The following is a 26,552-nucleotide window of genomic DNA, read 5'->3' on the forward strand; positions in this document are numbered from 1 at the left end:
CATGGCCGATTCCACAGTAGGCGAGCGTCAACTGCGGCGGCTGCTTTGGGCTCTATCCGATCTCCGCCCTGGCGACCCTAAAGCGGCAGCTGTCCTCCAGGAGCTGGATCTGATCGAGCGCGACCTTTGCGACGTGGCCTTGTCCTGCAAACATCTCCTCGACCTGGTCACTACCTCTCCTCGATCTTCAGGCCGCTTGGTCGTTGACGAGCACACGATCCCGATGCCCTGGCGGGAGCGATTTGCCCAAGCCAGCGTTGGGTCTACCCGAGTTGCCGCGGGCCCATACTTAGATGATTTGGAGAAATTCGTCGAGGAATGGGGGAGGGAGATGACTCATCTTCAGGCACATCGGGATGCGGCCAGTTCCGACTGAGCTTACGTGCCTAATGTTTCGTAGTCGCAATGTCTCTTTTGCTCATACAAGACAGCTTAATTTAACTATTTTTGATTTCCGGCTAAAGGTTTAGGAGGTTTGAGCCGTAATTATAATAAATGAGCTTATTGAGATACTTATGCAAAAGCAAGCCTGGGCCAGCGGTACCCCTGAACATCATTCCGAGACGAAAATTGATGAAAACACACCCTCTAACTGTGCTGTAGTATCGATAGATTTCGAAGACGACCATGCCCGCCTTCTTATGGATGGCCTCGCGCATGATCTAACCGCCCAACAATGTGGGATGCTGGTTTGCATTCTTGCAGAAACAGTCAAAGTTTTAGCTGGAACATCCGATACTGAAGCGTGCCGGCAAGCAGCGCTGATCTTTAAAAACTATAAGTTATGGTATGGACTGATAGAGATACGAACGACCTCCGAGGAAGAGGACATGCTGAGAAGCCACGTGTACTGGCGGACAGAGCATGAATATTTTTTTGCTGGCTATTTCCGTGGCCTTCACTCGCCCCCCGGCACTCAGAATTATCACGCGGTACAAATAGCCGCAGGTATCGACTCGAATCGAACAGTGATTTCTTATGACAGCAAAATCGTTCAACTGGATATAGCTCAGACCTCTAGGTTGGTGGAACAACTCTGGATTGCTGGATACCTCAAAGCCCAGGTAGAAGCGGCTGTCGGACATAACGTTTCCGACCCTTCCGCCGTGGTCGAAAATTCTTGCCGCCCAAGTTTTAATTTTCATGAGCAGTCGGTTGGCGGCGAGGCCTTCAAAAACCTCCGCAAATTTGAATGGCACGGATATGGGTTAAGCGGCAAGTTCCCTGTAGCTGTTAAAAATTCAAAAAAACATGTGATACTGGACATGGATGGCTCACATCATCATCTTTCAGCACAAAACTGTGCTGAAATCGCCAAAAATCTCACCATACTGCTAGCGACCAACTATGAGCTAGGGTTTCAGCACTTTGATGAAGCGACTCTAGCGCTGCTTGCAGCCTCACTAGAATGGCATAAATTTATCCACGAACGGGCAGGGTGCGCTGGCGCAAAGCCCATGGACATTTATACCGGCAACAAGAGAGGTTACGAGTTCATCGCTTCTGCGTACTTTCAGAGCAATGCACCATCTGCAAGCGCCTCTCTCTATCACCGCGTACTCATCGCACTTGATGAAGACGTAGGCCTTCCATGTATCAGCATCGACAACAGAGCCTTTCCCATGAGCATAGAAGAGGCGCTATGGCTGATCGAGAATCTCCAGATCGCCGGATATGTCGCGGCGATGGCTGACCAATAAGCTTGCCAAGCTGAGGGGGGGGCTGATTCTCGTGCTGAAGCCGGAGGCTAGGGGGTTGTAACGTAGTTTCTGGAATGTAACATCGGTCACGTTACATTCTAAAAACCGCGTTACAAGCCTGAGGTCGGGCCGTTAGGGCAGAGCGCCGCTTTGCTTCGGCTAGGTGCTCTTTGAGCTTTTCAATGCTCATGACCTCGGATCCACGATGCACCACCGCATGGCAGTTCGGGCACAGCGGGATCAGATCCTTTATCGGATCAAGCTTGTACTCGGCGCCGATCGTACTCAGAGGAACGATGTGGTGGACATGGATGAGCCCCTCGGCAACCTCGCCATAAACCAGTCCGAAGTCGAATTCGCACGCAGCGCAAACCGCATTGTGGTGATCAATGCATGCGGCCCTAGCCTGAGCGCTACGCTCATAGGCATTAACCTTGACCTCTCGGACGGCGCCCTCAAGGTACAACTCGGGCTGACTGACCTCTTCAGGGAGTGCTGGAATCGGTGGCTCGTCGCACGCAAACCACTCGCCATCCTGCTTCAGTAGCCACTTACGAATGATGGAGCGCTCAAAATCTTTGATCTTTGCAGGGCCCGCACCGTCCTCATCCTGGCGCTCATCTGAGTGTGTAATCTTGAACGTATAGAGTTCGTATCCTTCCTCGCCAACCAGCCTGAGATGCTCCACGCTCTGCGGATAACCATGGTTACGACGCCCATTCTCGATTTCCCAATCCTCGCTGAGGATGAGTGAACGACCGCCACTTATGTGGATATCCCATGCGCCAAAAATGATCTTGCGCTCCTGGTGATTTACAAACGACCAGCTCCAAGTCCAATTTTTACACGTCGCGCCCTTGGACTCGATGGCTTGGATAGTACGGAGTGGTCATACACAGATCCTGGGCGTGGAGTGCCGGAAGGGGTGGCGAGGGACGTACAGAACGTGACGGAGTCGACAACGTTAGCGCTTCGCTTATAGCATCAGGACGCGTGGCCATCAAAGCGCCATGCAACCGCACTTCGCCAAGGAACGTCGACTGTGATCACAAAAATCCGTATCCGTGGGTACCGCATCTACAAAGATTTCGAGCTCAAGCCCAACCCGGGCGTAAACATCCTGGTCGGTGACAATGACGCTGGGAAGTCCACATTGATGGAAGCCATTTCGCTGGCGCTGAACGGCCGTATAGGTGGACGGGGCATCCTCGAAGAATTGAACCCGCACTGGTTCAACACTCAAATGGTGGCTGAATTTCTGGCACTCCGGAATGCAGGGAAGACGCCCAAGCTCCCAGAGATTCTGATCGAGCTTTACCTGCAGGACATAGCTGATCTGCAGGTACTACTCGGTGCGGTGAATGCGGACGTGCCGACCAACGTGTGCCCAGGGGTATTCCTCTCCATTTTCCCGAACGAGGAATACCAGGACGAGCTGGATCAGTGGCTCAAGGATCCTTCACTCCTGCTGCCCGTTGAGTATTACACCTATGAATGGCGGTCGTTTGCTGACAACGAGCTCACTCGGCGCCCGCGGGCGCTGTCGGTGGCCACGATCGATTCTCTGACGGTCAAGTCCGCTGCTGGGGTTGACTACCACCTTCGACAAATCCTGAGCGATCACCTGGAGTCAGCCGAGAAAGCGCAAATCTCGCTGGACTATCGAGGCGTGAAAGCATCCATGACTGAAGGAGCGCTGGCGCCGGTGAACAAGCGGCTCGAGGGGCTTGGCGCTGCGCTGCAGTCTGAGCCTATGGCGCTGGCAATGGATCAAACGTCCAGGACATCCTGGGATAGCGTGGTCACTCCTCACGTCGATGGCCTTCCATTCGCGATGGCTGGCCAAGGGCAGCAAGCCGCAATCAAGATCTCCCTCGCGATGAAGCGGCACTCTTCAAGCGTGAAAATCGTGATGATCGAGGAGCCGGAAAACCACCTCTCACACACCAGCCTAACGACACTTCTCAACCGTATCGAAGACCTGGCCACGGAGGAGCAGCAGCTTTTCATTCCAACTCATAGCACCTACGTGTTGAATCGACTCGGCCTTAACGCGTTGCTACTACTCCACCGCAGCAGCGCGGCCAAAATCACGGAGCTCGATCCGACAACGGTGAGCTACTTTCAAAAGCTTCCAGGCTACGACACCCTCCGCCTCGTGCTAGCGAAAAAGGTCGTCCTGGTAGAGGGGCCATCTGACGAGATCATTTTTGAACGTGTCTACGAAGACTGTTTTGGCGCTCGACCAATGGCCCATGGCATTGATGTCATCAGCATGCGTGGACTTGCACTGGCACGATGCCTTGAGCTCTGCGCTGCGATCAACAAGCCAGTCGCCGTCATGCGCGACAATGATGGCATTGACCCGACTGAGCTCCGTAAGCCTGTTGAGCAGTGGCTGGAAACAAAGCGCAGAGATCTCTTCATTGGGGCGGTAGCCGACGGCGCGACTCTTGAGCCTCAACTCATTACTGCCAATGGCGAACCTCAGCTGCGCAAAACTCTCGGCATCACCGATGCAGCCGACCTGGCAACGTGGATGAAACGTGAGAAAACGGAGGGAGCGATTCGAATCGCCGAGTCTGACGAAGCCCTCAGCCCACCTCCCTATATGAAGGCCGCGGCGGAGTTTATTCACGATGCCTAACCATCTGACACTCGCGGTCGCCGGCGGGAGAAAAACCCAGGGCCTCGTAGATCACTGCAAAGGACTGCCCAGTGATCGCCGCGTCCTTGTCGCCACGTTTACCCAGACAAATCAGCAAGAGCTTTCCCAACGTCTACGAGCACAGGCTGGTGATCTCCACAACATCGAGGTGCTGGGTTGGTACACGTTTTTGCTTCGCCACTTTGCGAAGCCGTTCCTGCCGGTGAAATTCCCCGGTGAACGGGTAGGGGGCTTCAATTTCGAAGGGCGCCCTTACAGGTTCGCCAAGGGCAAGCAAAGGTTCATGGATGAAAGCAACCAGGTCTACGGCTGCGAGCTCGGCCGCCTGGCGCGCGAGCTAATGGCAGAAACACCTGCGTTGCTTCGTCGCCTAGAGCATCTCTACGACGAAATTCTGATCGACGAGGTTCAGGATCTGAGTGGGTACGACTGGGAGATCATCCATGATCTGCTGCAGTCCCGAATCGACGTTCGCATGGTCGGTGATGTTCGCCAGGCCGTGCTGTCGACCAACCCGAGGGGACAGAAGAATAAGCAGTATGGCTATGCCGGCGCTCTCGAATGGTTTCAGGAGCGAGAGCACGGTGGACTGTTGAGTATCAACTACGCGACGGTCACCTATCGGTGTCGGACGGAGATCGCAACGTTCTCTGACACCATTTTTGATGAGTCTTGGGGTTTTCCTGGCACAACCTCGGAGAACCACGAGGTCTCTGACCATGACGGTGTGTTCCTAGTGCACTCGAAGCACGTTGACCAATACGTAGAGCGGTACCGGCCGCAATGCCTTCGTGCCACAGTGGCATCGGGGAGGGAGTTCACCCTCGACTTCATGAATTTCAAGGTCTCTAAAGGCGCTACGTTCGAGCGTGTGCTAGTCGTGCCTACAGGGCCCATCGCAGCTTTCATCCAGAAGGAAGCGTGCCTTGAAGCTATGTCTGCGGCCGCGTTCTACGTAGCAGCAACGCGTGCAAAACAGAGCCTGGCAATCGTAATAGATAAGCCGGGCAAGTCGACGCTGCCAGTCTGGGAGCCTTGACTACTTCAAGAGACAAATGCAAAGGGTGGCGGCCATATCGGCGCCACCATTCATAAACGGGCTACATTGAAGCGCGCTGATCTTCAGTATGTGGTGTTCCACCGAAGGCTCGAAGATCGTAAACCTTACGTAGCGCAGCCTCATCACCAGAATGCACCCGGGCTTGAGCGAAAGGCATCGCCAAGAAACGCTTACGCTCCTTGTCTCCGACCTCCGCCCAATACCGCACACACCCATCCGCATCGGGTACACCAAATGTCCCAAGTAGGTAACCTTCCAGAGCTGTGAGCCGCTGCTGGCCATCGAGCAAACCCTCGCTGTTCAGCTCGTAAGCACCGCCTTCGGCGAACTCATACCATCCGTTCACCAAGTACGACCCAAGGTCTGAACCCATCCAGATCGATGTGATAAACCGTACCTGCTGCTCCTCTGTCCAAACTGCAGACCGCTGCCAGGGGGCGAGGGGATGACCCATGGCAAACCGGGTTGCCCATGGGTACTTGGCGCGAGCCCGGGCGGGATCTGCTGAGTATGCTTCGAGGTTTACTGCAAGCATGTCGACCTGGAACATATACAGGGTCGCGTCGAGCTGCTTTTGAGGCATTCGAACACTGCCGGATTCATCAGCGCCGCTGAGCCGTTGGAATACTGCGTTTGATGTGAGCATTGACTGTCTTTTACTGAAAGGGGATATCCAGACCACCTGGGCATTTCTACTGAAATTATTTTGGGGTCTTCGACGATGTCGCAAAGATAACATATCAGATGCGTTGAGCAATGCGAAGAAAGAGCAGGGCCCGTTTTGAAACCGAACATTTACCAATTGCTTAATTTCTATCAAATAGCAAATTGCTAAATGTTGGTCAGCAACCAAGCCTTCCTCCACCTAAGTGCCCCTTCACCTGAGTTCCGCTCGTCTGGAAAATCATGTGCGTGCGTAACTCAAAGCTACGCTGATACCGCAATCGCAGATGTTGCCGCCATGAGAGGAGGGCGCTATGAAATACAGGGGAGTCGAATATAAGGTTGGGCATTCCAAGCCACGCGCAGTCGTAATATCTGACAGGGTGATCGGGTTGATTGTCGGAGTGGGTATATACCACAACAAATCACTGATGATGCTAGAGTATAAGGACAAGCCTGGTCAAAAGGCTAAATCCTTCGATTCGGAAGATCATAGGTTCGAATGTGACCGCCATAAACTCGATGTTTTGATTCGAGATGATTACGCCACTCCTGGCGATGATACTCAGAAAAGTCGCGACCCCGGCCTTGGTGATTCAGAAGATGCCCGAGAATGATTGAGAAAGCTGCGCGCTCATGCAAGCGGAGCGCGCAGACCAATGGCCGTAGGCGTGCGGATGGCAGCCCGAAGGGCCAAGACGCCCGCGCGACGGGTGGCTTGGTTCACAACAGCCCACCCCGAAAGGGGCACGCTAAAAAAATTTCAAAATATTCTCTGTTCCACCTCAAGTTCTGATAAATCGAACCGTTTATAACTATATAGACAAAGTCTTTACTGAGAGTTTAATGAACTTGAGAAACACCACCGCACCAAAAGATCAAGTATTCAAACGTGAAATGCTCTGCTGGCGCGACAGAGAGCTTGGTGAGCACTACGCCTGCACCATCAAAACTGCAGGTGAGGGCGCAGTTCGGATCGAATTCGACTCTTACGGCCTGAATTTCAGCGCCGAAGTCGCATACGAGCTGGCTTTCTCTCTGTCCGAGGCCATCGCTTTCGATGATCAGACTGAACCAGAAACCACCACGGCAGCCGTTCGAGAAGACGATACCGTTCTGCAGCGAAAATTCCGACTGATTTCGGACTGGCATCTGAGCGCCACGGGTGAAGTGCCCTATACCGATGCAAGCCCCGAGCTTACGGGCGTCCAAAGCGGGAATATCTTGGTAACGATCCGCACCCTCAAACCTGGTGGCTTCGAGATGGAGCTCGAATGGATGGGGTACTCGTTCTCGAAAGACGATGCAGCCTGGCTGAAAGAGAAGCTACTCGAAGCCAGTGGACAGCAGTTGGAGGTCTACCCGCGAGAATGCCTTTTTGAAGTTGTCGGACGTCAAGGACATAAAATCCGGGGCTGAAGTCTCTCCTCAGGCCGGCGCTCGAATCAACGGTCAGATGGCGGGCTAGGGTGGCTCGATGGCAAGCGGAGCGCGCAGGCCTCCGGCCGGAGGCGTGAGGATGGAAGCCCAGCGGGCAGGGACGCCGGTGCCAGCCGGTGGCGCTGTTTACGACAGCCGTCCCCAGCGGGGCACGCCAAGACCTACACAATCAGCTTTTAGTTGGAGCCCCGGGGGCCTTTCTATGCACTGGATCAACCAGATGCTTCAAGGCTTCGCGACTCTCTAGTATCTGGTCGCGAATCTCCTCTGGATCGATCGACATCATGCCGCGGTCAGTCACCCTGAGCGTCTTGAGGCTGTTCACCGCCTCGATGAACTGACGCTCACGCGCTATCTCGGCTTCTGACCTTCGATCTGGAAAGCAGAAATCCCAAAGGCGGAATAGCAATTTCATTGCGCACCCATGAAACCTGAATCGGTGAGGGAGCCGAATTATAAATGATGGTGTTGATACTCACCAACTAATTAGCAAATGGTGAAACATCGGCGTTAGCAAATTGCTAACTTCTCATCCGTACCTAGCCACACATCGAGTTGGATGCTCCACTTACCGCAACTGAGCTACAGTCAAGTGAGGTTGCCTCACCTCAGCTCTGGTCGACTCAAAGAGGTTCTTCACCCATCACTTCCCATCTTGTGACTCAGCTGTCTTGCGACAGATAAAGCGACCAGCAGCAAAGACAGCGCCAGAGGATCATGAGATGGCCAACATACTCACCCATGCTGCTCGACACGCTAAAGCTGAACTGCTCGCTGTAGGCATTGAAGTAGGGCACGCGAAACTCCAAGAAGTCATGGCTGCGCTCCTTGGCTACCACACCTACAGGGCACTCAAACTCGAAGAGGATGATCAAGAGCTTGAGCAGCATCTGTCCGATGCAGAGTTCATCGTTCTTGACCAAGAGCTTGGCCAATGCCGTGCTGCTGAGCTGTTCGAGCTCCCAGGCGAGGTGTTGCCCAAGTGCATAGCGGCGCTAGAGGAATGCCTGCCAGCTCAGATTCTCCCAAGCGTGGACGCGTACCTGGAGCGTCATGGAGTGAACGCGGTAATCGCAGCTTTGACAAGCAATCCGCCACAGAGATTGTACCTTGGGCCAGATTGGAGCTCGAGGTACAAGCTGAGCCCTGACCAACGTTTTTCATTTCATGAGCCAATTTGGGAAGCGCGTCGTTCATGGCAGGTTCATGCCGAAGTCGCATTGCAGAGCAATGCATCTGATGCTGAGCTTCAGAAAATCAATGTGCTGCTCACTCATGCGAAAGCTGGCCGCTCTGGATTGGTCTTGAAGGGAGTCAATCCGGTCGAGGACATCACTGCAGTTCTTGACAGTACGCAAGTGGATCAGCTGGTTCGAAGGGATGACGGTTCAATTGGGCGTCCTTGGGTAGCTGTTGTTGTCCGTACCACCTCTGGTGCCGTCCTTGGAAGCGCTGTTTCATTCGCTGATAATCCAGAAGATGCAGAGGTCGACGCTTTGACCGACGCGCTCGATTCGGCTGTGCATGGTGATAATGATGGAGCAAATCAAACCAACGGTTACCACATCTTCCAGCTTGATGTGGATCACGCCTTTACGTCTGCACGGCTTAAGCAAATGGCCCTAGAGGCGGGGATTGAGATCATTCACCGCTCCAATCGCCCTAAGCAAATGGGCGGAACAACAGAAGCTATTCTTCACAAGATCTCGAAGTCAATGATCATGAAGCAGCCAAGCCTACACGCCCTGAAACCTATTCCGGATGAGGAAATAATGTCGACTGAAGAGTTCAAGCAGCTCTTCAAAAAGAGCTGAAGGCTCACGACCTTAGCAAAGAGGAGGGCGCACGCCTTCCTCTTTGTGCCTGTTGAATATGAAAAGCGCAGAGCTCGTCTGGCGCTATTCAGAATAACCACCCTCTGGGGTCACCTATTGGAGTTGTTACTGACGACTTACGCAAAGTCGAAAAAGAAAGACTCTGGTATTTTTCGACTGCTTTTCTAACCCTTGGGTCGACAGTTTCCATAGCAAGCTCTACCAAATTTACGCGGCATTTTCTTGCAAATTTCCCTTCTGGAGAGGTGGCGAAAAGCCTGGCAGGAGGTAAGGGTTTTTCGGGATCCAGCTCCAAATGCATGAGATACTGCTCAAAAATTAGCTTAAATTGACCTCCTAAAGCTCGAGATGAGCCGCCAGGCAGTGTCTCGATCCATTCGCCTGCGGAATTTCTATAAAATTGGTTCAGTAGCCCAGGGCTTCTAGTGCTTCCCATTAAGCGCCTTCTTGAATTTCGTGAATACCTAGCAAGTGCGAAATACACCATAGTGATGAGCTTGTATTTTTCACCATATGGGAGATGCGCGAGGCTATTCATATACCAATCCATTTCAAACTCAGTCATTTTTTTGAAATTCGGCTTATGCTTAGCAAACAAGCCTGCAAGCGCAGGCTCAAATTCAAGAACTGAAACGTCTTGATAGTAGAATTTATAAAACCGGTTGATCACGATCTGAGCGAAGCCCAGTTGGCGTGAAACATCACGAGACGCTGATAAGAATGGGCGCCAGTATTGGTTTACTGGCCAAGCTCCGTAATTCAGCAGTGGATTTGGCACGAACTTTAAACTGGAACTCGGCAAACACCAGCTAGCAGGTGGATTGCAAAAAAATGCCACATAACGCTCGATCTCGAGGGGCTTCAGATCCAGCAGCGATAGCCCTTGAGAGAAGCACCAGTTCAACAAGCGCTCAAGGTGAATGGTTTCGAAGTAATACGCCTCAGTAGCTTGCTCTGGTCTCCAGCTATGTGCAAGCCAGGCAAGGTAACGCTGACAGTACCAGACGCTGATGAATGGGAGACTTGATGACACCACACCCTCGAGCTTGGCCGTCACATCGGTATTTTCAGGAAATTGACTGAGCCCAATTGGACGCCATTGGTCGTAGGGGCAGAAGATGGGAAAAGGGACAAACGGCGACACCATGCGGGGCACCAGCATCGTAAAATTGTGCAGTTACTAGAGATTGTAGCCGGTAAGACGCGTCTCCTTAGCCCACACAGGTTTGCGATTTGTGGATCTAGACCAGACGAGAGAGGTGCACCGCAGGCCTATGAATCTGAAGGGAACACAGGTTTTTGGAAGAAAGCTCACAGGATCGTGAAAATGAACACTGGCTGTGCAATGCTGCCATTAACTATTTAACATAATATACATTATGCGTAACGACGTATTGCGCCGTGGCCCCGGTTGCCCACCAGAATCGAAGCCACGTCACACCCATTTCAATCGCTCTTGGCCAAAAGCCGCAGCAACCGTATCCCTCAAACACCACCTGTTCGTCATACCGCGAATTCGGCTTCTACCATTTCACCATGAGCAAATCCTCAGCTGGGCTTGCTCGCAATCGTCTGTCCACAGATCCCCAGAGTCAACATTGCCTGGTACCAGCGCATTCCAACTGCTGCACGCACCTGATCGCTGTGCAGTTCGTTTCAGTTCACCGTCCGCATCCAGATGCCGGCGTGTTGCATCACAATTAATATTCATCTTGGCCCTTGGCTGCTGCTGCTCTTCGCCGCGAGGCAACCGACCGCCACCGAGCGCAAACTGACCGAACCGGCCTCAGTCACGCAACGCGGCATTGAAACCAGGGATACCCGAGTCAACCTTGGCTGGTACCAGCGCATACCGGACAACATCCTGGTGCACGCTGTAGTGTCTGCAAATCCGTTGTTCTGGGTACTTTGCCTGGGTTTGGCCCGGAGCGTTCGCCGAGCCCGGTTGCGGATGTTTCACGGCCAGGCCTCGCCAAGCTTAACCCTGGTTTGCGCTTGACTGAGTTGACCAGGTTGAGCACGCATTCACATGAATCGGCCTGATCTAACATATGTGCCATGTGCGAGGAATCTCGGTTTGGCGAGGTATTATCTCGTCCCAGATCACACCTGAGGTATGGGTCCATCGCACCATGAGAGAGGCGTTTCCAGCAACGAAGTTGCCACGCCGGCCCCTTTTTCGTAGAGTGTCGCCCTCCTCCTTGTTATAAGAAAGAGTAATAACTCAACTAAATGGTTATTTAGTTGAGTTAAGTATCCACTCGGCTCGAATGTTAGAGCGCCCGCTTACTATTCATCACACCCCGAGCCCGCACGATGATGAAACTGATAGGCCTTTCCGTCGTAACGCTGCACCGCAAAACACGTACCGGGACCTCCAATCTGTATATCAGGCCAACCGTCAGCCCCTTTCTCAGGTAGAAACTCGATCACACCACTCCCGCTGGCCAGCAATTTCCAGTCTGCGTCGGCCTGCTGACTGACCAGATAGAATCCGCTACCGGCAACCCCATAGCACGCTACGCTGCCCTCGGTAATCAGCGCATCAGGTCGCCCATCGTCGTTGATGTCGCGCACCAGCTCGATCGTCGCGGGGGTATAGCTGCCCGCCTCCTCTTGTTCGCATTCCGAGCTTCCTGTACCGAACCCCGCCGCCTTGAATGCCTTGAGTTGTTCGGTGCGCGCAAGCTCGCCCGCCACTGCAGCTGATGTCACGAGCGCGATGCTCATCACGGCCAAGCCAACCCTTCCTTGCATGGTCTGTCTTCCCTTCTGTTTGCCGATAGCCTTGTCTGTCGCGGGGCAACCGGGCTGCTATTTACGCAGTCGCTCTGAACTCACCGCTTCGCGCGCAACACGCAGTTCTTCTCCCTTGAGCCACTGACCGTAATACACCTTCAGCTCCTCATCCCAACTCGCGACGTCATTCAGCACCTGCTCGGCGGCGTCCAGGCTCAGCGCGAAGTGCTTGTGATGGCTGAGAAGATTGGACCGGCTGATCCGGGTGCCCTCTCGGCCTACCGCCATCGCCAAGGTTTGCGCTGGCCCCTCATCAAGCAGCGGCAACACGTCGAACATCGGAGAAAGACGCCACTGGCCTCCCCGCCAAAGCACAGCATGGTTGCGCGGGTGGTCGTCGCCGTTGCCTACCAGCGCGTTGTAGCACATGCGCCTGAAAAGCTCGTGCAGATCTGTGTCCGGTACGCCGCGACGGCGCATTTCATCGGCGACTGAGGCGTACCGCCAGTCACGGTGGTATTGATCGTTCCACTCCGAGTCGAGCAAGGTCAATGCGCTAAGCATAGGGATGCGCCGTGCCCCCTCGGCAAGGGGGGTACGGTCGAAGCGCTGGACCAGCAACGTCGGGATCTCTTCAATGCGCAGGGCTGTCTTGGCGACGCTCATGCCTTTAGAAGCAGCGAAGGTCATGCAGGCGTATTCAATCGACGGCAGATCGTACTGGTCAAAGCGGTCGCGCGGCTTGGCCAGAATCAGCATGCCGTTATCTTGCAGGGTTCGCTTGGGTCGTGCACCGCCGAGGGATGATCGCTGTTGGCGAATGTTGAGGGTCTTGATCGATTGCTCATCCAGCTGACCGTCGTATACCGCCTCACACGCCTCGACAAACTTGGTCAGCCCTTTCAGCGTTGGAATCGCGCCGTCCCCCAAGCCCGGTGCAGGTACCGGCGAGATCCCGGCCATGAGGTTTCCGATGCGGTCATTGTTTGGCGACTTGAGCAAATAGTCGATAGGCGCGAGCTCTGGACCGAACGCGCGATGAAGCACGCGCTCGCCCCAGCCATCGGGCATGGCGTCATTGATAAAGCCCGGTATGCCGCGGTTCTTGGCGATGCCGGTATAGGCTTCAGCGCGTAATGGGTAGTTGATCGGGTCGGGCACCCACCGGCCTCGCGCAACGTGGTCAGGCGCATAGATGAATTCTCCGAGCTTGCCCTTGAGGGTCAGCCTGCCCAGGGTCAGCAGTTCGCCCGTGTCGGGGTGTTCCATATAGATGTAGGCACGGGACATCAGAAGTCCTCCGGCTTGGCCTTCGCCAAGCGTACTCGCTTCGATGCAAGGCTTTGGTGTGCACCGTCATGATTGGCGTAGCGGGTGATTTCCGAGGTGTTTTCGATGCCCTGCATCGATGCGAAAACCTGTTCCGTGAGGCCCAGTCGCCACAGCACCAGCATGAACGAGCGAAGGTCAACCAACTCTGAGCCGCCCTCGATCTTGCGCAACGTGTGGGCAGAGATGCCGATAGCCGCTTTGAGGTCTGCCTGGCGTAGACCCAATGAAAGGCGTCTGGCTTTGACCAAAAGCCCGATTTTACCGAGCGTATCGGCGCAGGCGACAGGGAAAAAATCATCCATAAGGTTAACCACAATTAACGTTAAGCTGAATAAGGTTAACCATACCATGCATTATGATTTTGTACGATTGCGTTAAAGCTCACGAAATTTAACCTTATCCTCAATAAGGTCTACCACTGTTAACTTTAAGGTCTGCCATTCAGTTTCACTCATGACCTTCCAGGCAATACTGAGCACGTTGGAAACCCGGCTATGCTGGAAGCAGCCCAACCTCGGGCCGCAGCTTTGAGCAGGCATTGGCAATGACTGATTCAAGCAAGAAGATGAGCCTGATGGGGCTGACGACGCTGGTGACGGTCAACATGATGGGCTCTGGCATCATCATGCTGCCGACCAACATGGCGCAGTTGGGCGCGGTGTCACTGCTGTCATGGATCTTCACCGCGATCGGCTCGATGGCGATTGCCTACTGTTTCGCCCAGTGCGGGATCTTCGGCCCGCGCTCGGGAGGCTTGTCGGCCTACACCGAACAAGCCCACGCGAAGTCAGGCTTCTTCCTCTGTTCCTACCTGTACTTTCTCTCGCTGGCAATCGCCAACGTCGCGGTGGCGATATCGGCGGTGGGCTATATGACGGCGTTCGTGCCTTGGCTGGGCACCGGCGCCATGCCACTGTTCTTCGGCACGGTGGGGTTGATCTGGCTGACCATCGTGGCCAACTTCGGCGGCCCCAACATCACCGGCAAGATCGGCGCAATCACCGTCTGGGGGGTGATCATCCCGGTGGCGGGGTTGAGCATCATCGGCTGGTTCTGGTTCAAGCCTGAACTGCTCCAGGCTGCCTGGAACCCAAATGAATTGCCGCTATCGGATGCCATTGGCAAGGCCATACCGCTGACCCTGTGGGCATTTCTTGGCATGGAGTCGGCCGCGCAAGCGTCTGACGCGGTCGAGAACCCCAAGCGCGATGTGCCGCTGGCGTGCCTGTTCGGCACCCTGGGCGCGGCTGTGGTGTACATACTCTCGACCACGGTCATTCAAGGCATCATCCCCAATCCGGAGCTAGCCAACTCCTCAGCGCCTTTCGCCCTGGTCTACGCCAAGATGTTCAGCCCGTTGGTGGGCGATATCGTCATGGCGTTGGCGGTCATGGCCTGTATCGGTTCGCTGCTGGGCTGGCAGTTCACCCTGGCCCAGACCGCCAAGATGACCGCTGACCAAAATCTTTTCCTCAAGCTGTTCAGCAAGGTCAACAGGCTGGGCGCACCGGTCATTGGCATGATCGTGTGCGGCCTGCTTCAGACAGTAATGGCCGTGTCGACCGTTTCACCCAATGCCAGTGCGCAGTTCAGCAAGCTGGTGAATCTTGCCGCAGTGACCAACTTGATCCCCTACGTCACGGCGCTGACCGGGCTGCTGGTGATCATGTACAAGGCGCAAGTGTCACCAGCGGTGTACTCGCGCAACCTGCTCGTTCTGCTGATTGCCGTCGGCTATTCGCTGTATGCCTTGTATGCCTGCGGTATGGAGGCCTTGTTCGGTGGCTTGTTGGTGCTCGCCTTTGGCTATCTGCTCTACGGCTTCCTCGCCAAACGCTTCGTTTATCCGTCAGCCGGCGACGTTAATGGCGCGCGCGACCATTCAACCTGATGCCCGCTGGTCGGGGGTTGAGGCCAGCGTTGGATCAATCTGCGCTAGCGTTTGTTCTCAATAGATGAGAGTGATCAATGAACCGGAGGAAGGTGATATGCGCAATACACTCAAGGCAGGTGGCGGCAACGTCGAAGATGATTGGCCGGAGCTGGAGCCGGATCGACGCAATGACCAGGTCGACGATCCGGATGCCGACCCCAATCTCACCGATGAAGACCAGAATCGGCCAGGGGTACCGGCGAGTGACCCTGAGTCTGGAGCTTGATGCATAGACGTGCGTCGGGGCCGCGTAGCGGCCCCACGTTTATACGGTAGGTCGGGTAGTCTGGGTATCATCCTCAGTGACCGGTGGCGCCGCCGGCCGAGTCCCCGACAACCGCCAACTCACGTCGCTGATCCCGTATCGCTCGGCCATGGGCCTACTCACCTTGCGAATTTTTTCCCGGCCAAACTTGGGAATAATACCGATACCGGCATCGCAACTGGCCCAGTGCCAAGCCTCAGCGTTATCCATCCTTTCCAGCCGAATGATAAAGCTGCGCTGCTGGTCATGCAGCCGATAATCGATGATGTAAAGCTGTGGTGCTGGCATCTCAGGGGCCTCCTCTTCTCCATGGATGACAAGCAATGGATCAGGGCTTGGCGTGAAAATTCAAAACTTTTGCAACACGCTGAACGAGTGGTCAGGTGGCCAATAGCCTGCTCCTAGCTACCGGCCGGATCGAGCTGCAGGAACAGGCAATAACCGCCCAGAACGAACCAGAACACCAGGAACAACCACGGTGCTCGAATCGAGAACATCAGCGACTTGCGATAGCCGCGGTGGCTGGACTCCGTTTCGCTGAACAACGGCCAATCGTCATACGCCCTACCGATACTCGGCTCGCTGTGCAGCAGCTGACTCTGCTTGAAGTGCCAGTGGTCAATGATGCCGTAAGCCGCTCTGATGCCAGGCCATGCGTTGAGAGAGCTGACTACACCCAGTAGCGCCAGAAACGGTGGCACGATCAAGGTAAACTGCCCTCCCCACTTCGGGTTGAGATTGCCCATGCAGGAAATGAACGCGATCACCAGAAACGACTGGGCCGCCAGGAAGGCATCCGTACGGTTGGCCAGAATGGTGGTTTCGTACTGGATCTCACGGCGGTAGAACTCCAGGCGCTCCCGTGGCGTTTCAAACAGCGGTCCCTGCTCCGGGGGGTGCAGGTCTTCGCTGTTGACTGAGGTGATGATGCGTTCCGACATAGGGTTCTCTTAAGGATGGGGACTGAGCACGGCATCGGCTGCCTCGCCGGGGACCATGATCACCTTGCGGCAGCGCTCCTGTTGCTCATCAAAAATTTCGTAGCCGCGCACCGCGTCTTCCAGCGCCAGCCGATGGGTGATGATGGCTTCAGGACGCAAACGGCCGGCTTCGATATGCTCGAGCAGATCTGGCAGATAACGGTGTACGTGGGTCTGGCCCATGCGGAAGGTCAGGCCCTTGTCGAACGCATCGCCAAACAGGAAACCGTGAATAAAGCCTGCGTATACCCCTGGCACACTGACCACGCCGCCGCGGCGCACGGCCGCCATGCTCTGGCGCAAAGCCTTGCCGCTGCTGCCTTCGAGCTTGAGCGCAGTGAGTACCGACTCGGCGGTGCTGCCTTTGGCCTCGAAGCCGACCGCATCGATCACGGCATCCACGCCGCGCATGCCTTTGGTCTGGCGAATGATGGTGTCGGCAGGGTCGTCGTCGTGAGAAAAGTCGATGGGGATTACGCCGTAAGCGGCGCGTGCGTAGTCCAGGCGATAACCGCACTCATCGACCATGAAGATCTGCTCGACCCCAAGCATCTGCGCGCAGGCTGCCGACAGCAGCCCCACTGGGCCTGCGCCAAAGATCGCCAGTGACGAGCCCTGGCCGACTTCGGCATTGAGCACTGCTTGCCAGGCGGTGGGCAGGATATCCGAGAGGAATAGCACCTTCTCATCTGCAAGGTGCCCGGGGACCTTGAATGGCCCTGCGTTGGCCTTGGGCACACGCACATAGTCGGCCTGCCCGCCGGGGATGCCTCCATACAGGTGGCTATAACCGAACAGCGCCGCGCCCGGCGGGATGGCCTTCTTGTTGAGGATCGCACCGCGGCCGGTGTTGGTGGTTTCGCAGGCGGCGAACAGATCGTGCTGGCAGAAAAAACAGTTGCCGCAGGCGATCACAAAGGGGATCACCACCCGATCACCCGGTTTGACGGAGGTCACCTCGCTGCCGACTTCCTCGACGACCCCCATGAATTCATGCCCAAGGATATCGCCCGCCTCAACGGCGGGAATCTTGCCACGGTACAGGTGCAGGTCTGAGCCGCAGATGGCCGTGGCGGTCACCCGTAGCACTATGTCGTCATTCTCCTGGATCGCCGGGTCGGGTACGGTGTCGACACGTACATCCCCGGAACCGTGATAGGTCAATGCGCGCATGCTCGGATCTCCTTGGCATGAATTGTTTTTTTCCACTCGCTACGAGCGGTTCATTTCGGTCAGGACTCACTGTGGATCGCATCGAGCTGACGAACGGTACAAGCCTACTGTGGCAACTTCTCGGGGCTGCTCCCACCACGCAAGCCTCAGGCGTGAACACTCCACTGAATATCTTGCGAATCGATCGGCCGCTCATCGATAGCATGGATCATCCCGCTCTCCAGCGCCTCCTCCGGGCCCAAAATTCGTGGATAAGCCATCAGGTACTTGTCAACGTCCAGGACTTCGCTGGCCCCCTGCGTACGCTGCGCGACAATCTCGGCATACAGGCGCAGGTCATAGTCCAGGCTCATCGCGTACTCAGCCATCCGCGCATGGTCCACCGACCCGTGTAATGTCCAGTGGAACGGGTGAAAGAGAAACTTGCTCAATGCACACGCCGTGCGATGGGCGCCTGCCAGGAAGATGATGTTGCCCATCGACTCCACCGTCCCCAGGTTGTGCGTATGCACCGGCACCGGCAAGGACCGCAGGAAGTTGTACAGGGTGAAGCCATAGCTGCATTCCCCGCCCATGGTGGCGACATTCAACTGAATGACATCGGGCTTCTGCTGAAGGATCTTCGAGCAACTGTTGATCAGATTGCCGCAGGTAGACGAATTGATCGGGCCGGTGAAGTGGATGATATGCCTGGTCATGCTTGCCTCCGCTTGACGTGCAGGTCGTCGCTGTCGCGGTTCTGCGTGTTCGGGATCAGAAACACCTCAGAAACGTGATGATGGTCGTTGAAGTATTGATCACCCGCTGCCCCGTGTCGTTGAAATCGGGGTGTTCTCCACGCAAGTTGCGCAGGCAACGTGCATTCCCTCCCTGCGGTGGAAGCGTGCGTGGCGGCAAAGTTCAACCCATGCGCCCCTCTGGTGCCGGGCCGCTGGTCAAATCCTGATGAACCCTTGAGCGCTCGCGACAGTCGCAATTCATGGATCGCCTGATTCCCGTTCCCTGGATTGAAGGAGGTAGTGTGAGCGAGATCCGTATCGGTATTTCAGGCTGGCGTTACGCCCCTTGGCGCAAGGACTTCTACCCCGAAGGCTTGCGCCAGGACAGCGAACTCGCATTTGCCTCGCGGGCGGTCAACAGCATCGAGATCAATGGCTCGTTCTACAGCCTGCAGACGCCCGATCGCTACCGCCACTGGGCCGAACAAACGCCCGACGACTTCGTGTTTTCGATCAAAGGTCCGCGTTACATCAGCCATGTGCGAAGGCTCAAGGACATTGATGAACCGCTGGCCAACTTTTTTGCCTCTGGCCCGCTGCTGCTGGGCGACAAGCTGGGGCCGATCCTCTGGCAGTTTCCCCCGAACATGACCTACGACGAAGCACGCTTTGCCGATTTTCTCGGGCTGCTGCCCACTGATCGCAAGGCAGCTCGGCGTCTGGCCGGGCAATGCGCAGAACGCCTGCAAGGCAATGGAGGTACGGACATCACCGGCGATGCGCGGCTGCGGTACGCCGTCGAGATTCGCAACGAGAGCTTCTTGTGTGAGTCGTTCATCAAACTCTTGCGTGCCCACAACGTCGCGCTGGTTGTTGCCGACAGTGCTGGCAAATGGCCGTATATAGAGGATGTCACGGCGGATTTCATCTACATGCGTCTGCACGGCGACGTCGAGCTCTACAGCAGTGGCTACACCGCCCGCGCCCTGCGTCGTTGGCGCATGCGTATCGAGGCCTGGAGCCGTGGCGAACAACCGGACGATGCCCATTTAGTGGTTGAACAGGGGCCGCGCAAACGTCGCTCCCGCGATGTGTATTGCTACTTTGACAACGATCAGAAGGTGCATGCGCCGTTCGATGCGCGGCGCATGCTGTCCAAGCTCAAGCTGGACGGGGAGCTGGTCACCGAGCCCGGCGTGGAACCGGAGGTTCACCTGTGAATTCGACCTTCCCCGCCCCTGGGCAGATCATCCACTCGAGCACTGCGGTGCATCGCCTGAATGTGCTGACGATCAACGTGCACAAAGGCTTCACCTTCTTCAATCGGCGGTTCATCCTGCCTGAACTGCGCGAGGCGGTGCGGGCCACCGGCGCCGACCTGGTGTTTCTCCAGGAAGTGCACGGTAGCCACCAACAACATGCTGAACGTCACCCCGGCTGGCCCCAGACGCCGCAATACGAATTTCTGGCCGATAGCATGTGGCCGCAGTTTGCCTACGGCCGCAATGCGGTGTACCCGCACGGTGATCATGGCAATGCCCTGCTGTCCAAGTATCCGATTACTGAGTACCGCAATCTGGATGTGTCAATCGATGGCAACGAACAGCGGGGCCTTCTGCATTGCCGCCTCGAGGTAGCCGGCCATCGCGAGGTCCATGCGGTATGTGTGCACCTGGGCCTGCGCGAGGCACATCGTCAGCGCCAGGTGCAATTGCTGCTTGAACTGCTCGACAGCCTGCCGGCGCAGGCGCCGGTGATTATTGCGGGCGATTTCAATGATTGGCGGCTCAAAGCCGACGCAGTGCTCTCCCAGCGTCTGGTAGAGGCCTTTGGCGAGCGCTTCGGTACGCCGGCGCGCAGCTTCCCGGCGCGGATGCCGCTGCTGCGCCTGGACCGCATCTATCTGCGCAATGCAATGCCTTGCAGCGCGCAGGTGTTGAGTAAATATCCATGGTCGCACCTTTCAGACCATGCTCCCTTGGCCGCGGAGATAAGCCTTTGAAAACACCCTGGACAGACGGTAACAGCGTAGAGCTGCTGATCAATGGCGAGCAATATTACCCGCGCGTGTTCGAGGCCATGGCCCAGGCACGGGAAGAGATACTCCTGGAAACCTTCATCATCTATGAAGACAAGGTCGGCAAGCAGCTTCAGCAGGTGCTGATCGAGGCCGCCGGGCGTGGCGTGCGTGTCGAGGTCGCCGTCGATGGCTACGGCACGGCAGACCTGACCCCGCAGTACATATCGGCCATGACCGAAGCGGGCGTGCGCTTTCATGCATTCGACCCGCAACCGCGGTTGGTGGGCATGCGTACCAACCTGTTCCGCCGTTTGCACCGCAAGATCGTCGTCATCGATGGTGCGCGGGCGTTTATTGGCGGGATCAACTACTGCCTCGATCACTTGGGCGAGTTCGGCCCGATGGCCAAACAGGACTATGCGGTAGAGGTGGTCGGGCCGGTAGTGGCGCAGGTCCACGCTTCCAGTCGGCGCCTGATGGCGCCAGTGCTGGAACCGTCAAGCCAGGTGCAGCCGGTGACAACACCCGCCGGCCAGGCCAGCGCGGTACTGGTGGAGCGCGACAATACCCAGCACCGCACCGACATCGAACAGCAGTACCTGATTGAGTTCCGCAAGGCCAAGCAACGCATCGTTGTCGCCAATGCCTACTTCTTCCCCGGCTACCGTTTGCTGCGCGAATTGCGCAATGCCGCCCGGCGTGGCGTCGAGGTCACCCTGATCCTTCAGGGTCAGCCAGACATGCGCTGGGTGCGAGCCTTGTCACGGCTGCTCTACAACTACCTGCTCCGCGACAACGTGCGCATTCATGAGTACTGCCAGCGGCCCCTGCACGGCAAGGTGGCACTGGTGGATGACGAGTGGTCGACGGTCGGTTCGAGCAACCTTGATCCGCTCAGCCTGTCGCTCAACCTGGAAGCGAATCTGTTGATTCGTGATCGCGCATTCAACCAGTTGCTTTACGAGCACCTCAACGGGTTGGCCCTGGAGCAATGCAAGGCGGTCACGCTGGAGCGCATGATTCGTGGCTACTGGTGGCGCGCGCCGTTGATCTTCATGGGCTTCCACCTTACGCGTTTCTTCCCGCGGGTTGCCGGCTGGTTCCCGGCCCATCGGCCCCACCTGCAATCATTGCAACCGGAAGCCGAAACGCACGTTGACCTTCACGAGGGCAAGACCTGATGCAGACCAAGCGATGGCATACCTGGGCTAAACGGCTGTTCACGGTCGCGTTCCTCATCCTCATCCCGCTGCTGCTATACACGCTGGCACGCAACCTGGACTGGAACGAGGTGCGTCAGTCATTGCTTGCCTACAAGCCGAGCACATTGGTGATTGGTTTGGTGTTGGCCTTGTGCAGTTACCTGGTATTCGCCAGCTACGATTTGCTGGCCCGCGCCTATACCGGTCATACGCTGCCGATACGCCAGGTCTTGCCGGTAGCCTTTGTCTGCTATGCGTTCAATCTGAACTTCACCACCTGGGTCGGTGGTGTGGCCTTGCGTTATCGCCTGTATGGCCGCTTGGGCCTGGATACCGCGACCATCACCAAGATCCTTACCCTCGGCCTGCTGACCAACTGGATGGGCTACATGCTGCTGGCTGGCGCGGTGTTCGCCTCACGCCAGGTCAAGTTACCGGAGACCTGGGCAGTGGGCGTCAGCGGGCTACAATTGATTGGCGTTCTGTTGCTGCTGATCGTCGCGGGTTATGTGCTTGCCTGCGGCTTCGCCAAGCGACGCACCTGGCAATTTCGCGACCACGAGATCACCTTGCCATCGCTACGCCTGGCGCTGTGCCAGGTGGCGCTTGGCGCAAGCAACTGGGCATTGATGGCGGCGTTGATCTATTGGTTGCTGCCGCATGACCTGTTCTATCCCTCGGTATTGGGCATTCTGCTCATCAGCTGTATCGCCGGTGTTGTCGCGCACATCCCGGCAGGACTGGGCGTACTGGAGACCGTCTTCCTTGCCCTGCTCCACGGCCAGATCGGCCAAGGCACGCTGGTGGCGGCGCTGCTGGGCTATCGCACCTTGTACTACCTGATCCCCCTGCTGCTGGCGTTGATTGCCTACCTGGTCCTGGAAAAGCGCGCCAAGGCCATGCGTCAGCAAGGTGAAGCGACATTGCGCAAGACCTGAACAAGGGCCTCAGGCCCGGGAGGTATGCCATGCGTGTCCCTGTTCTGCTGCTGTTGCTGGCAAGTTGCGCCAGCACCCAGGTGCTGGCCGAGGCCTGTGATGTAACGACCCGCTCGTCCAGTGAGGCGGTCAAGCCGGTACAGGGACATACCTGCTACAGCTTCAGCAATTTGCCGGCTGATACCATCAACTGGTCGTGCAGCAACGAAAGCAAGGAGATGCTCAATACTGAGAAACGCAAGGTTGACCGGTGTGCCGATGGTAGCGTTGGTAGCTGTATTGCGCCGGTGACCCAAGAGTCGCTGGCCAACCCCGATTCAGCGGGACGCGATGAGCCATCGACCAAGCCTGCGCTGCCCAAGGATGCGCGGGTGGTCACCTACTATTACGATACGCCCAGCCTGGGCCAGGCGCGTTCCGATTGTGAGCGTAACAATGGCATTTGGCAGACCCATTGACGACGTAAGCATGGCACCGGCGTTGCCGGTGTTTGCGGTTCAAACCCGCGCCTACAGATTTCAAGAACGCCCCGAAACCTGTAGGAGCGGGCTTGCCCCGCGAAGAGGCCAGCCCTAACACCGCAAGCTTATGTAAATTCGGCCTTATCGGCCTTGCCGCACTCGCAATCACCCATGCGACACGGCTCACCGTCGCGGTGTCCGCGCGCACAGGCTTCGCAGCAATAGGCCTTGCCGCCCTGCTGCACCGCATTGGCATCGACCCGGCAGTTGCACGTCGGGCAGGCGCAGGTTTGCTCTGTCATGATCAATTCCTCTCGTCTTCGTCATCCCCTTCCACTGGCGACACCCGGTCAGCCCAAGGCTCGCCATCCAAAGGCGCTGAACGCGCCAGTTCCGCTTCATCCAGGCCAAACCCACCGCCAATCTCACTCGCATCGACCCGACGCAGCTCCTGATCGGCCGGCCCACCCTCGCCGCCCGGCTCATGCGGATCACGTGCGCCGCTCTCGTCATACAAGGTGTCAGGGCTCAGGTCGTCCATGGTCACGTTGTCCTCATGCAGGCTGTCGCTGAGCGCCTCGCCGCCGCTCATGCCGCTCTCGGCGACCCGCCGTGGCGGGAACTCTTCATTGACTTCGCGAGCAGAGCGCTCATCACCGACGCGCCCTTGGCGCTCATCGTTACGGTCGCTGAAATCCAGCTCATGAACGCTGCCCATGCGGTCCTCGGTGTCGTCGATTTCAACCTGAGGACGGTGTTTCGGATCGTCTGGCTGAGCCATTTCGGTTCTCCGGCAAGTGGGTTCATTCGGTCGACTGCCAAGCCCCGCCAATGATTCAGAGTTTTTGCCCAAAGGCAGCCTCCGTAACAGATTGAACTCTGCCCAGCACCGCCCTCTCCCACCTCTAGAGACCCGCGAATCGTCCCGGAGCCCGTCATGGCCAAACCCCTGCAGGAGTACCAGCGCAAGCGTGACTTCAATGTAACCCCGGAACCGGCAGGCAAGCGCCAGCACGGCAAGCAGGAGCATGCCTTGCAGTATTGCATCCAGAAACACGATGCCAGCCACCTGCACTACGACTTTCGCCTGGAACTCGACGGCACACTGAAAAGCTGGGCAATCCCCAAAGGCCCCTCGCTGGACCCCAAGGTGCGCCGGCTGGCCGTGCATGTTGAAGACCACCCGCTCGATTACGCCGATTTCGAAGGCACCATCCCCGAGGGCCACTACGGCGCCGGCGACGTCATCGTCTGGGATCGCGGTGTGTGGGAGCCCGAAGGTGATCCGCACACCAGCTATGCCAAAGGCAAGCTGCGTTTTCGTCTGCAAGGGGAAAAATTGTCCGGTGTATGGAACCTGTTTCGCACTCACCTGGCAGGCAAGAAAGAGCAGTGGATGCTGGTCAAGTCGCACGACGGCGAGGCCCGCAGCGAGGCGCAATACAGCATCGTCGACGCCCAGCCCGACAGCGTCCTCAGTGATCGCACACTGGTCTCGCGGCGCGCCAAACCGGCCGAACAGCCGGCTAAGCAACCCACCGCCAGCCGCCGTCGCACAACTGCCGCCAAGGCCGATCTGCCCGATCGCATCCAGCCCCAGCTGGCCACCCTGGTGGACTCAGCACCTGGCGGTGACTGGCGCTATGAGGTCAAGTTCGATGGCTACCGTATCCTCGCCCGGATTGACGGTGATGACATACGGCTGTTTACCCGCAACGGCCACGACTGGAGCGCGAAGATGCCGCATCAGGTCGCGGCACTGCGCAAGCTCAAGCTCGAGTCGGCCTGGCTAGATGGCGAGATGGTAGTGGCGGGTGACAACGGCGTGGCCGACTTTCAGGCGCTGCAAAACGCCTTCGATACCGAGCAAGACCAGCAGATCACCTATTACCTGTTCGACCTGCCGTACTTCAATGGTCGCGACCTGCGCCAGGCGCCCCTGCTGGAGCGCCGCGAACAGCTCGCCACGTTGTTGGCGAAAGATCGCGGCGAGGTACTCAAGTTTTCTGCAGATTTCGATGAGCCCGTGGAGTCGTTGCTCGATAGCGCCTGTCGCCTGGAACTCGAAGGCCTGATTGGCAAGCGCGTCGACAGCCCCTACAGCGGCCGGCGCAGCAGCGACTGGATCAAGCTCAAGTGCAAGCAGCGCCAAGAGTTCGTGATCGTCGGCTACACCGATCCGAAGGGCAGCCGCAGCGGGTTCGGCGCGTTGTTGCTGGCCTTGCATGACAGCGACAGCGGCAAATTGCGCTACGCGGGCAAGGTTGGCACAGGGTTTACCGTCACCACGCTGGCAAGCATCCATGCCCGTCTCAAGCCACTCGAGATCGCCAAGCCAAGCCTGGCTGATCCGCCCACCGGCGCCGAGGCGCGCGGTGTGCACTGGCTCAAGCCGACTCTGTTGGCCGAGGTCGGCTACGCCCAAATGACCCGCGAAGGCCTTGTGCGTCACTCGGTGTTCCACGGCCTGCGCGACGACAAGCCGGCCAAGGCCATCGACCTAGAGCGCGCCGCGCCCGCGGCCTCGGCGAAAAAGGAGCAGAACACCTTGAGCGACCTGCATTTGACTCACCCAGAGCGGGTAATCGACGCCAGTAGCGGCGTCACCAAGCGCGAAGTGGCCGAGTACTACGCTGCAGTCGCGCCGTGGATCATGCCCCAGCTCAAGGACCGTCCAGTAGCCTTGGTGCGGGCACCCGAAGGCCTCGCAGGAGAGCTGTTCTTTCAGAAGAATGCCGGCCAGTTGCACATTCCCGATGTCGTCAGCTATGACAAAGCCCAGGCCGGCCAGGCGGCGATGGTCATCAATCGCCCGCAAACGTTGCTCGGCGCCGTGCAGATGAACATGCTCGAGCTGCACACCTGGAACGCTACCGACAAGGACTTCGACAAGCCCGACCGTTTCGTGCTTGACCTCGACCCCGACCCGGCGCTGCCCTGGAAAGCGATGATCGAGGCTACCCAGCTGACCCTGACCCTGCTTGACGAGCTTGGCCTCAAGGTGTTCCTCAAGACCAGCGGCGGCAAAGGGATGCATCTGGTCGTGCCGTTGACCCGGCGTGCAGGCTGGGACGAGGTCAAGGACTTCAGCCACGCCATCGTCGACTACCTGGCCAAGCTTTTCCCTGATCGCCTCAGCGCGGTGTCCGGTCCCAAAAACCGGGTCGGGCGCATCTTCATCGATTACCTGCGTAACGGCAAAGGCGCAACCACGGCCTGTGCTTACACGTTGCGGGCGCGCGAAGGCCTGCCGGTGTCGGTGCCCATCTGGCGCGAAGAGCTGACGGACCTTAAAGGTGCCAACCAATGGACGATTTCTACGATCAGCGAGCGCCTGGCCGAGATTGATGATCCCTGGGCAGACCTGGCCAAGACGCGTCAATCGATCACTGCGCGGATGCGCAAGCAAATGGGGCTCGCTTGA

28 protein-coding genes and 1 pseudogene are annotated in these 26,552 nt (G+C 57.1%); 15 read left to right on the plus strand and 14 right to left on the minus strand.

Translation table 11 applies throughout. The features are described from left to right. Position 1: 1 nt before the first annotated feature. Positions 2–376: a hypothetical protein gene (locus J3B00_RS15990; protein ID WP_209868597.1), complete on the plus strand. Its 375-nt coding sequence runs from the start codon at positions 2–4 to the stop codon at positions 374–376. A 139-nt stretch (positions 377–515) separates the two neighbouring features. Next, complete coding sequence (locus tag J3B00_RS15995) at positions 516–1,700, plus strand: hypothetical protein (RefSeq protein WP_209868599.1); 1,185 nt, start codon at positions 516–518, stop codon at positions 1,698–1,700. A 91-nt stretch (positions 1,701–1,791) separates the two neighbouring features. Here the strand turns inward: J3B00_RS15995 and J3B00_RS16000 are convergent, their stop codons facing one another. Continuing rightward, positions 1,792–2,388 carry an HNH endonuclease gene (locus tag J3B00_RS16000; RefSeq protein WP_348635954.1) on the minus strand — a complete coding sequence of 199 codons (597 nt, stop codon included), beginning with the start codon at positions 2,386–2,388 and terminating at the stop codon, positions 1,792–1,794. A gap of 354 nt (positions 2,389–2,742) precedes the next feature. Between J3B00_RS16000 and J3B00_RS16005 the strand changes: the two genes are divergently transcribed. Then, on the plus strand, positions 2,743–4,347 hold the full coding sequence (locus J3B00_RS16005; protein ID WP_209868601.1) for an AAA family ATPase: 1,605 nt from the start codon (positions 2,743–2,745) through the stop codon (positions 4,345–4,347). Beyond that, positions 4,340–5,407 carry a UvrD-helicase domain-containing protein gene (locus J3B00_RS16010; protein WP_209868603.1) on the plus strand — a complete coding sequence of 356 codons (1,068 nt, stop codon included), beginning with the start codon at positions 4,340–4,342 and terminating at the stop codon, positions 5,405–5,407. Before J3B00_RS16005 ends, J3B00_RS16010 begins: the two co-directional genes overlap by 8 nt. A 61-nt stretch (positions 5,408–5,468) precedes the next feature. Here J3B00_RS16010 and J3B00_RS16015 read toward each other — a convergent pair whose 3' ends face one another. Next, positions 5,469–6,281: a DUF262 domain-containing protein gene (locus J3B00_RS16015; protein ID WP_245362571.1), complete on the minus strand. Its 813-nt coding sequence runs from the start codon at positions 6,279–6,281 to the stop codon at positions 5,469–5,471. Positions 6,282–6,405: 124 nt separating this feature from the next. Here J3B00_RS16015 and J3B00_RS16020 point away from each other — a divergent pair, with 124 nt between their 5' ends. Both J3B00_RS16020 and J3B00_RS16025 read left to right on the plus strand, forming a co-directional pair. Further along, on the plus strand, positions 6,406–6,708 hold the full coding sequence (locus J3B00_RS16020; RefSeq protein WP_209868605.1) for a hypothetical protein: 303 nt from the start codon (positions 6,406–6,408) through the stop codon (positions 6,706–6,708). Positions 6,709–6,937: 229 nt separating this feature from the next. Continuing rightward, positions 6,938–7,510 (plus strand): hypothetical protein, encoded by a 573-nt coding sequence (locus J3B00_RS16025; RefSeq protein ID WP_209868607.1) that lies wholly within the window; start codon positions 6,938–6,940, stop codon positions 7,508–7,510. 190 nt (positions 7,511–7,700) lie between these two features. Here J3B00_RS16025 and J3B00_RS16030 read toward each other — a convergent pair whose 3' ends face one another. Beyond that, the gene (locus J3B00_RS16030; protein WP_209868609.1) at positions 7,701–7,946 is read right to left on the minus strand and encodes a hypothetical protein; all 246 of its coding nucleotides are present in this window, start codon (positions 7,944–7,946) and stop codon (positions 7,701–7,703) included. Positions 7,947–8,253: 307 nt separating this feature from the next. Between J3B00_RS16030 and J3B00_RS16035 the strand changes: the two genes are divergently transcribed. Continuing rightward, on the plus strand, positions 8,254–9,345 hold the full coding sequence (locus J3B00_RS16035) for a hypothetical protein (RefSeq protein WP_209868611.1): 1,092 nt from the start codon (positions 8,254–8,256) through the stop codon (positions 9,343–9,345). Between the two features lie 88 nt (positions 9,346–9,433). Here J3B00_RS16035 and J3B00_RS16040 read toward each other — a convergent pair whose 3' ends face one another. The 4 genes from J3B00_RS16040 to J3B00_RS16055 all read right to left on the minus strand — a co-directional run bounded on the left by J3B00_RS16040 (position 9,434) and on the right by J3B00_RS16055 (position 13,739). After that, positions 9,434–10,528: a hypothetical protein gene (locus tag J3B00_RS16040; protein WP_209868613.1), complete on the minus strand. Its 1,095-nt coding sequence runs from the start codon at positions 10,526–10,528 to the stop codon at positions 9,434–9,436. A gap of 1,127 nt (positions 10,529–11,655) precedes the next feature. Next, positions 11,656–12,096 carry a hypothetical protein gene (locus J3B00_RS16045; RefSeq protein WP_209874920.1) on the minus strand — a complete coding sequence of 147 codons (441 nt, stop codon included), beginning with the start codon at positions 12,094–12,096 and terminating at the stop codon, positions 11,656–11,658. A gap of 84 nt (positions 12,097–12,180) precedes the next feature. After that, positions 12,181–13,395: a type II toxin-antitoxin system HipA family toxin gene (locus tag J3B00_RS16050; protein ID WP_209868615.1), complete on the minus strand. Its 1,215-nt coding sequence runs from the start codon at positions 13,393–13,395 to the stop codon at positions 12,181–12,183. Further along, positions 13,395–13,739 carry a helix-turn-helix domain-containing protein gene (locus J3B00_RS16055; RefSeq protein ID WP_209868617.1) on the minus strand — a complete coding sequence of 115 codons (345 nt, stop codon included), beginning with the start codon at positions 13,737–13,739 and terminating at the stop codon, positions 13,395–13,397. Before J3B00_RS16055 ends, J3B00_RS16050 begins: the two co-directional genes overlap by 1 nt. 242 nt (positions 13,740–13,981) lie before the next feature. Between J3B00_RS16055 and potE the strand changes: the two genes are divergently transcribed. Together potE and J3B00_RS16065 are read left to right on the plus strand one after the other, a co-directional pair. Next, positions 13,982–15,328: a putrescine-ornithine antiporter gene (potE, locus tag J3B00_RS16060; protein WP_209868619.1), complete on the plus strand. Its 1,347-nt coding sequence runs from the start codon at positions 13,982–13,984 to the stop codon at positions 15,326–15,328. A 97-nt stretch (positions 15,329–15,425) separates the two neighbouring features. Continuing rightward, complete coding sequence (locus J3B00_RS16065) at positions 15,426–15,596, plus strand: hypothetical protein (RefSeq protein ID WP_209868621.1); 171 nt, start codon at positions 15,426–15,428, stop codon at positions 15,594–15,596. A 39-nt stretch (positions 15,597–15,635) separates the two neighbouring features. Here J3B00_RS16065 and J3B00_RS16070 read toward each other — a convergent pair whose 3' ends face one another. The 5 genes and pseudogenes from J3B00_RS16070 to J3B00_RS26685 all read right to left on the minus strand — a co-directional run. Continuing rightward, positions 15,636–15,923 (minus strand): DUF6555 family protein, encoded by a 288-nt coding sequence (locus tag J3B00_RS16070; RefSeq protein ID WP_209868623.1) that lies wholly within the window; start codon positions 15,921–15,923, stop codon positions 15,636–15,638. 113 nt (positions 15,924–16,036) lie between these two features. After that, positions 16,037–16,576: a hypothetical protein gene (locus J3B00_RS16075; protein ID WP_245362572.1), complete on the minus strand. Its 540-nt coding sequence runs from the start codon at positions 16,574–16,576 to the stop codon at positions 16,037–16,039. A gap of 9 nt (positions 16,577–16,585) precedes the next feature. After that, positions 16,586–17,788: a zinc-dependent alcohol dehydrogenase gene (locus J3B00_RS16080; RefSeq protein WP_209868625.1), complete on the minus strand. Its 1,203-nt coding sequence runs from the start codon at positions 17,786–17,788 to the stop codon at positions 16,586–16,588. 146 nt (positions 17,789–17,934) lie between these two features. Beyond that, positions 17,935–18,486 carry an ATP-dependent Clp protease proteolytic subunit gene (locus tag J3B00_RS16085; RefSeq protein ID WP_209868627.1) on the minus strand — a complete coding sequence of 184 codons (552 nt, stop codon included), beginning with the start codon at positions 18,484–18,486 and terminating at the stop codon, positions 17,935–17,937. Between the two features lie 11 nt (positions 18,487–18,497). Continuing rightward, positions 18,498–18,613: pseudogene (locus J3B00_RS26685) on the minus strand (low affinity iron permease family protein); the annotation flags it as partial. A 196-nt stretch (positions 18,614–18,809) separates the two neighbouring features. On the opposite strand from J3B00_RS26685, the gene J3B00_RS16095 reads away from it, so the two are divergent. Genes J3B00_RS16095 through J3B00_RS16115 form a run of 5 tightly spaced genes read left to right on the plus strand, consistent with a single transcriptional unit; the run spans position 18,810 to position 23,125 of the window. Then, a complete protein-coding gene (locus J3B00_RS16095) occupies positions 18,810–19,727 on the plus strand; it encodes a DUF72 domain-containing protein (protein WP_348635955.1) in 918 nt (305 codons plus the stop codon). Next, a complete protein-coding gene (locus J3B00_RS16100; protein ID WP_209868631.1) occupies positions 19,724–20,509 on the plus strand; it encodes an endonuclease/exonuclease/phosphatase family protein in 786 nt (261 codons plus the stop codon). Before J3B00_RS16095 ends, J3B00_RS16100 begins: the two co-directional genes overlap by 4 nt. After that, positions 20,506–21,708: a cardiolipin synthase ClsB gene (gene clsB, locus J3B00_RS16105; protein WP_209868633.1), complete on the plus strand. Its 1,203-nt coding sequence runs from the start codon at positions 20,506–20,508 to the stop codon at positions 21,706–21,708. Before J3B00_RS16100 ends, clsB begins: the two co-directional genes overlap by 4 nt. Next, positions 21,708–22,667, plus strand: coding sequence for a lysylphosphatidylglycerol synthase domain-containing protein (locus J3B00_RS16110; protein ID WP_209868635.1), 960 nt, complete (start codon positions 21,708–21,710; stop codon positions 22,665–22,667). Before clsB ends, J3B00_RS16110 begins: the two co-directional genes overlap by 1 nt. 29 nt (positions 22,668–22,696) lie before the next feature. Next, on the plus strand, positions 22,697–23,125 hold the full coding sequence (locus J3B00_RS16115) for a hypothetical protein (RefSeq protein ID WP_209868638.1): 429 nt from the start codon (positions 22,697–22,699) through the stop codon (positions 23,123–23,125). A gap of 128 nt (positions 23,126–23,253) precedes the next feature. On the opposite strand, the gene J3B00_RS16120 is transcribed toward J3B00_RS16115, so the two are convergent. Both J3B00_RS16120 and J3B00_RS16125 read right to left on the minus strand, forming a co-directional pair. Continuing rightward, positions 23,254–23,430 (minus strand): metallothionein, encoded by a 177-nt coding sequence (locus J3B00_RS16120; protein WP_209868641.1) that lies wholly within the window; start codon positions 23,428–23,430, stop codon positions 23,254–23,256. A gap of 2 nt (positions 23,431–23,432) precedes the next feature. After that, the gene (locus J3B00_RS16125; protein ID WP_209868644.1) at positions 23,433–23,909 is read right to left on the minus strand and encodes a phosphotransferase system, HPr-related protein; all 477 of its coding nucleotides are present in this window, start codon (positions 23,907–23,909) and stop codon (positions 23,433–23,435) included. A 156-nt stretch (positions 23,910–24,065) separates the two neighbouring features. Between J3B00_RS16125 and ligD the strand changes: the two genes are divergently transcribed. Beyond that, entirely contained in the window at positions 24,066–26,552 is a 2,487-nt protein-coding gene (gene ligD / locus J3B00_RS16130) for a DNA ligase D (RefSeq protein ID WP_209868646.1), read from the plus strand.

Origin of the sequence: Pseudomonas sp. BP8 (assembly GCF_017875955.1) — a bacterium.
Taxonomy (GTDB): domain Bacteria; phylum Pseudomonadota; class Gammaproteobacteria; order Pseudomonadales; family Pseudomonadaceae; genus Aquipseudomonas.

Bases quoted from the DNA above. Each gene is read 5' to 3' on its own strand.
- J3B00_RS15990 (WP_209868597.1), top strand. From the start codon at position 2: ATGGCCGATTCCACAGTAGGCGAGCGTCAACTGCGGCGGCTGCTTTGG.
- J3B00_RS15995 (WP_209868599.1), top strand. From the start codon at position 516: ATGCAAAAGCAAGCCTGGGCCAGCGGTACCCCTGAACATCATTCCGAG.
- J3B00_RS16010 (WP_209868603.1), top strand. From the start codon at position 4,340: ATGCCTAACCATCTGACACTCGCGGTCGCCGGCGGGAGAAAAACCCAG.
- J3B00_RS16020 (WP_209868605.1), top strand. From the start codon at position 6,406: ATGAAATACAGGGGAGTCGAATATAAGGTTGGGCATTCCAAGCCACGC.
- J3B00_RS16025 (WP_209868607.1), top strand. From the start codon at position 6,938: ATGAACTTGAGAAACACCACCGCACCAAAAGATCAAGTATTCAAACGT.
- J3B00_RS16030 (WP_209868609.1), bottom strand. From the start codon at position 7,946: ATGAAATTGCTATTCCGCCTTTGGGATTTCTGCTTTCCAGATCGAAGG.
- J3B00_RS16035 (WP_209868611.1), top strand. From the start codon at position 8,254: ATGGCCAACATACTCACCCATGCTGCTCGACACGCTAAAGCTGAACTG.
- J3B00_RS16040 (WP_209868613.1), bottom strand. From the start codon at position 10,528: ATGCTGGTGCCCCGCATGGTGTCGCCGTTTGTCCCTTTTCCCATCTTC.
- J3B00_RS16045 (WP_209874920.1), bottom strand. From the start codon at position 12,096: ATGAGCATCGCGCTCGTGACATCAGCTGCAGTGGCGGGCGAGCTTGCG.
- J3B00_RS16050 (WP_209868615.1), bottom strand. From the start codon at position 13,395: ATGTCCCGTGCCTACATCTATATGGAACACCCCGACACGGGCGAACTG.
- J3B00_RS16055 (WP_209868617.1), bottom strand. From the start codon at position 13,739: ATGGATGATTTTTTCCCTGTCGCCTGCGCCGATACGCTCGGTAAAATC.
- potE (WP_209868619.1), top strand. From the start codon at position 13,982: ATGACTGATTCAAGCAAGAAGATGAGCCTGATGGGGCTGACGACGCTG.
- J3B00_RS16065 (WP_209868621.1), top strand. From the start codon at position 15,426: ATGCGCAATACACTCAAGGCAGGTGGCGGCAACGTCGAAGATGATTGG.
- J3B00_RS16070 (WP_209868623.1), bottom strand. From the start codon at position 15,923: ATGCCAGCACCACAGCTTTACATCATCGATTATCGGCTGCATGACCAG.
- J3B00_RS16075 (WP_245362572.1), bottom strand. From the start codon at position 16,576: ATGTCGGAACGCATCATCACCTCAGTCAACAGCGAAGACCTGCACCCC.
- J3B00_RS16080 (WP_209868625.1), bottom strand. From the start codon at position 17,788: ATGCGCGCATTGACCTATCACGGTTCCGGGGATGTACGTGTCGACACC.
- J3B00_RS16085 (WP_209868627.1), bottom strand. From the start codon at position 18,486: ATGACCAGGCATATCATCCACTTCACCGGCCCGATCAATTCGTCTACC.
- J3B00_RS16110 (WP_209868635.1), top strand. From the start codon at position 21,708: ATGCAGACCAAGCGATGGCATACCTGGGCTAAACGGCTGTTCACGGTC.
- J3B00_RS16115 (WP_209868638.1), top strand. From the start codon at position 22,697: ATGCGTGTCCCTGTTCTGCTGCTGTTGCTGGCAAGTTGCGCCAGCACC.
- J3B00_RS16120 (WP_209868641.1), bottom strand. From the start codon at position 23,430: ATGACAGAGCAAACCTGCGCCTGCCCGACGTGCAACTGCCGGGTCGAT.
- J3B00_RS16125 (WP_209868644.1), bottom strand. From the start codon at position 23,909: ATGGCTCAGCCAGACGATCCGAAACACCGTCCTCAGGTTGAAATCGAC.
- ligD (WP_209868646.1), top strand. From the start codon at position 24,066: ATGGCCAAACCCCTGCAGGAGTACCAGCGCAAGCGTGACTTCAATGTA.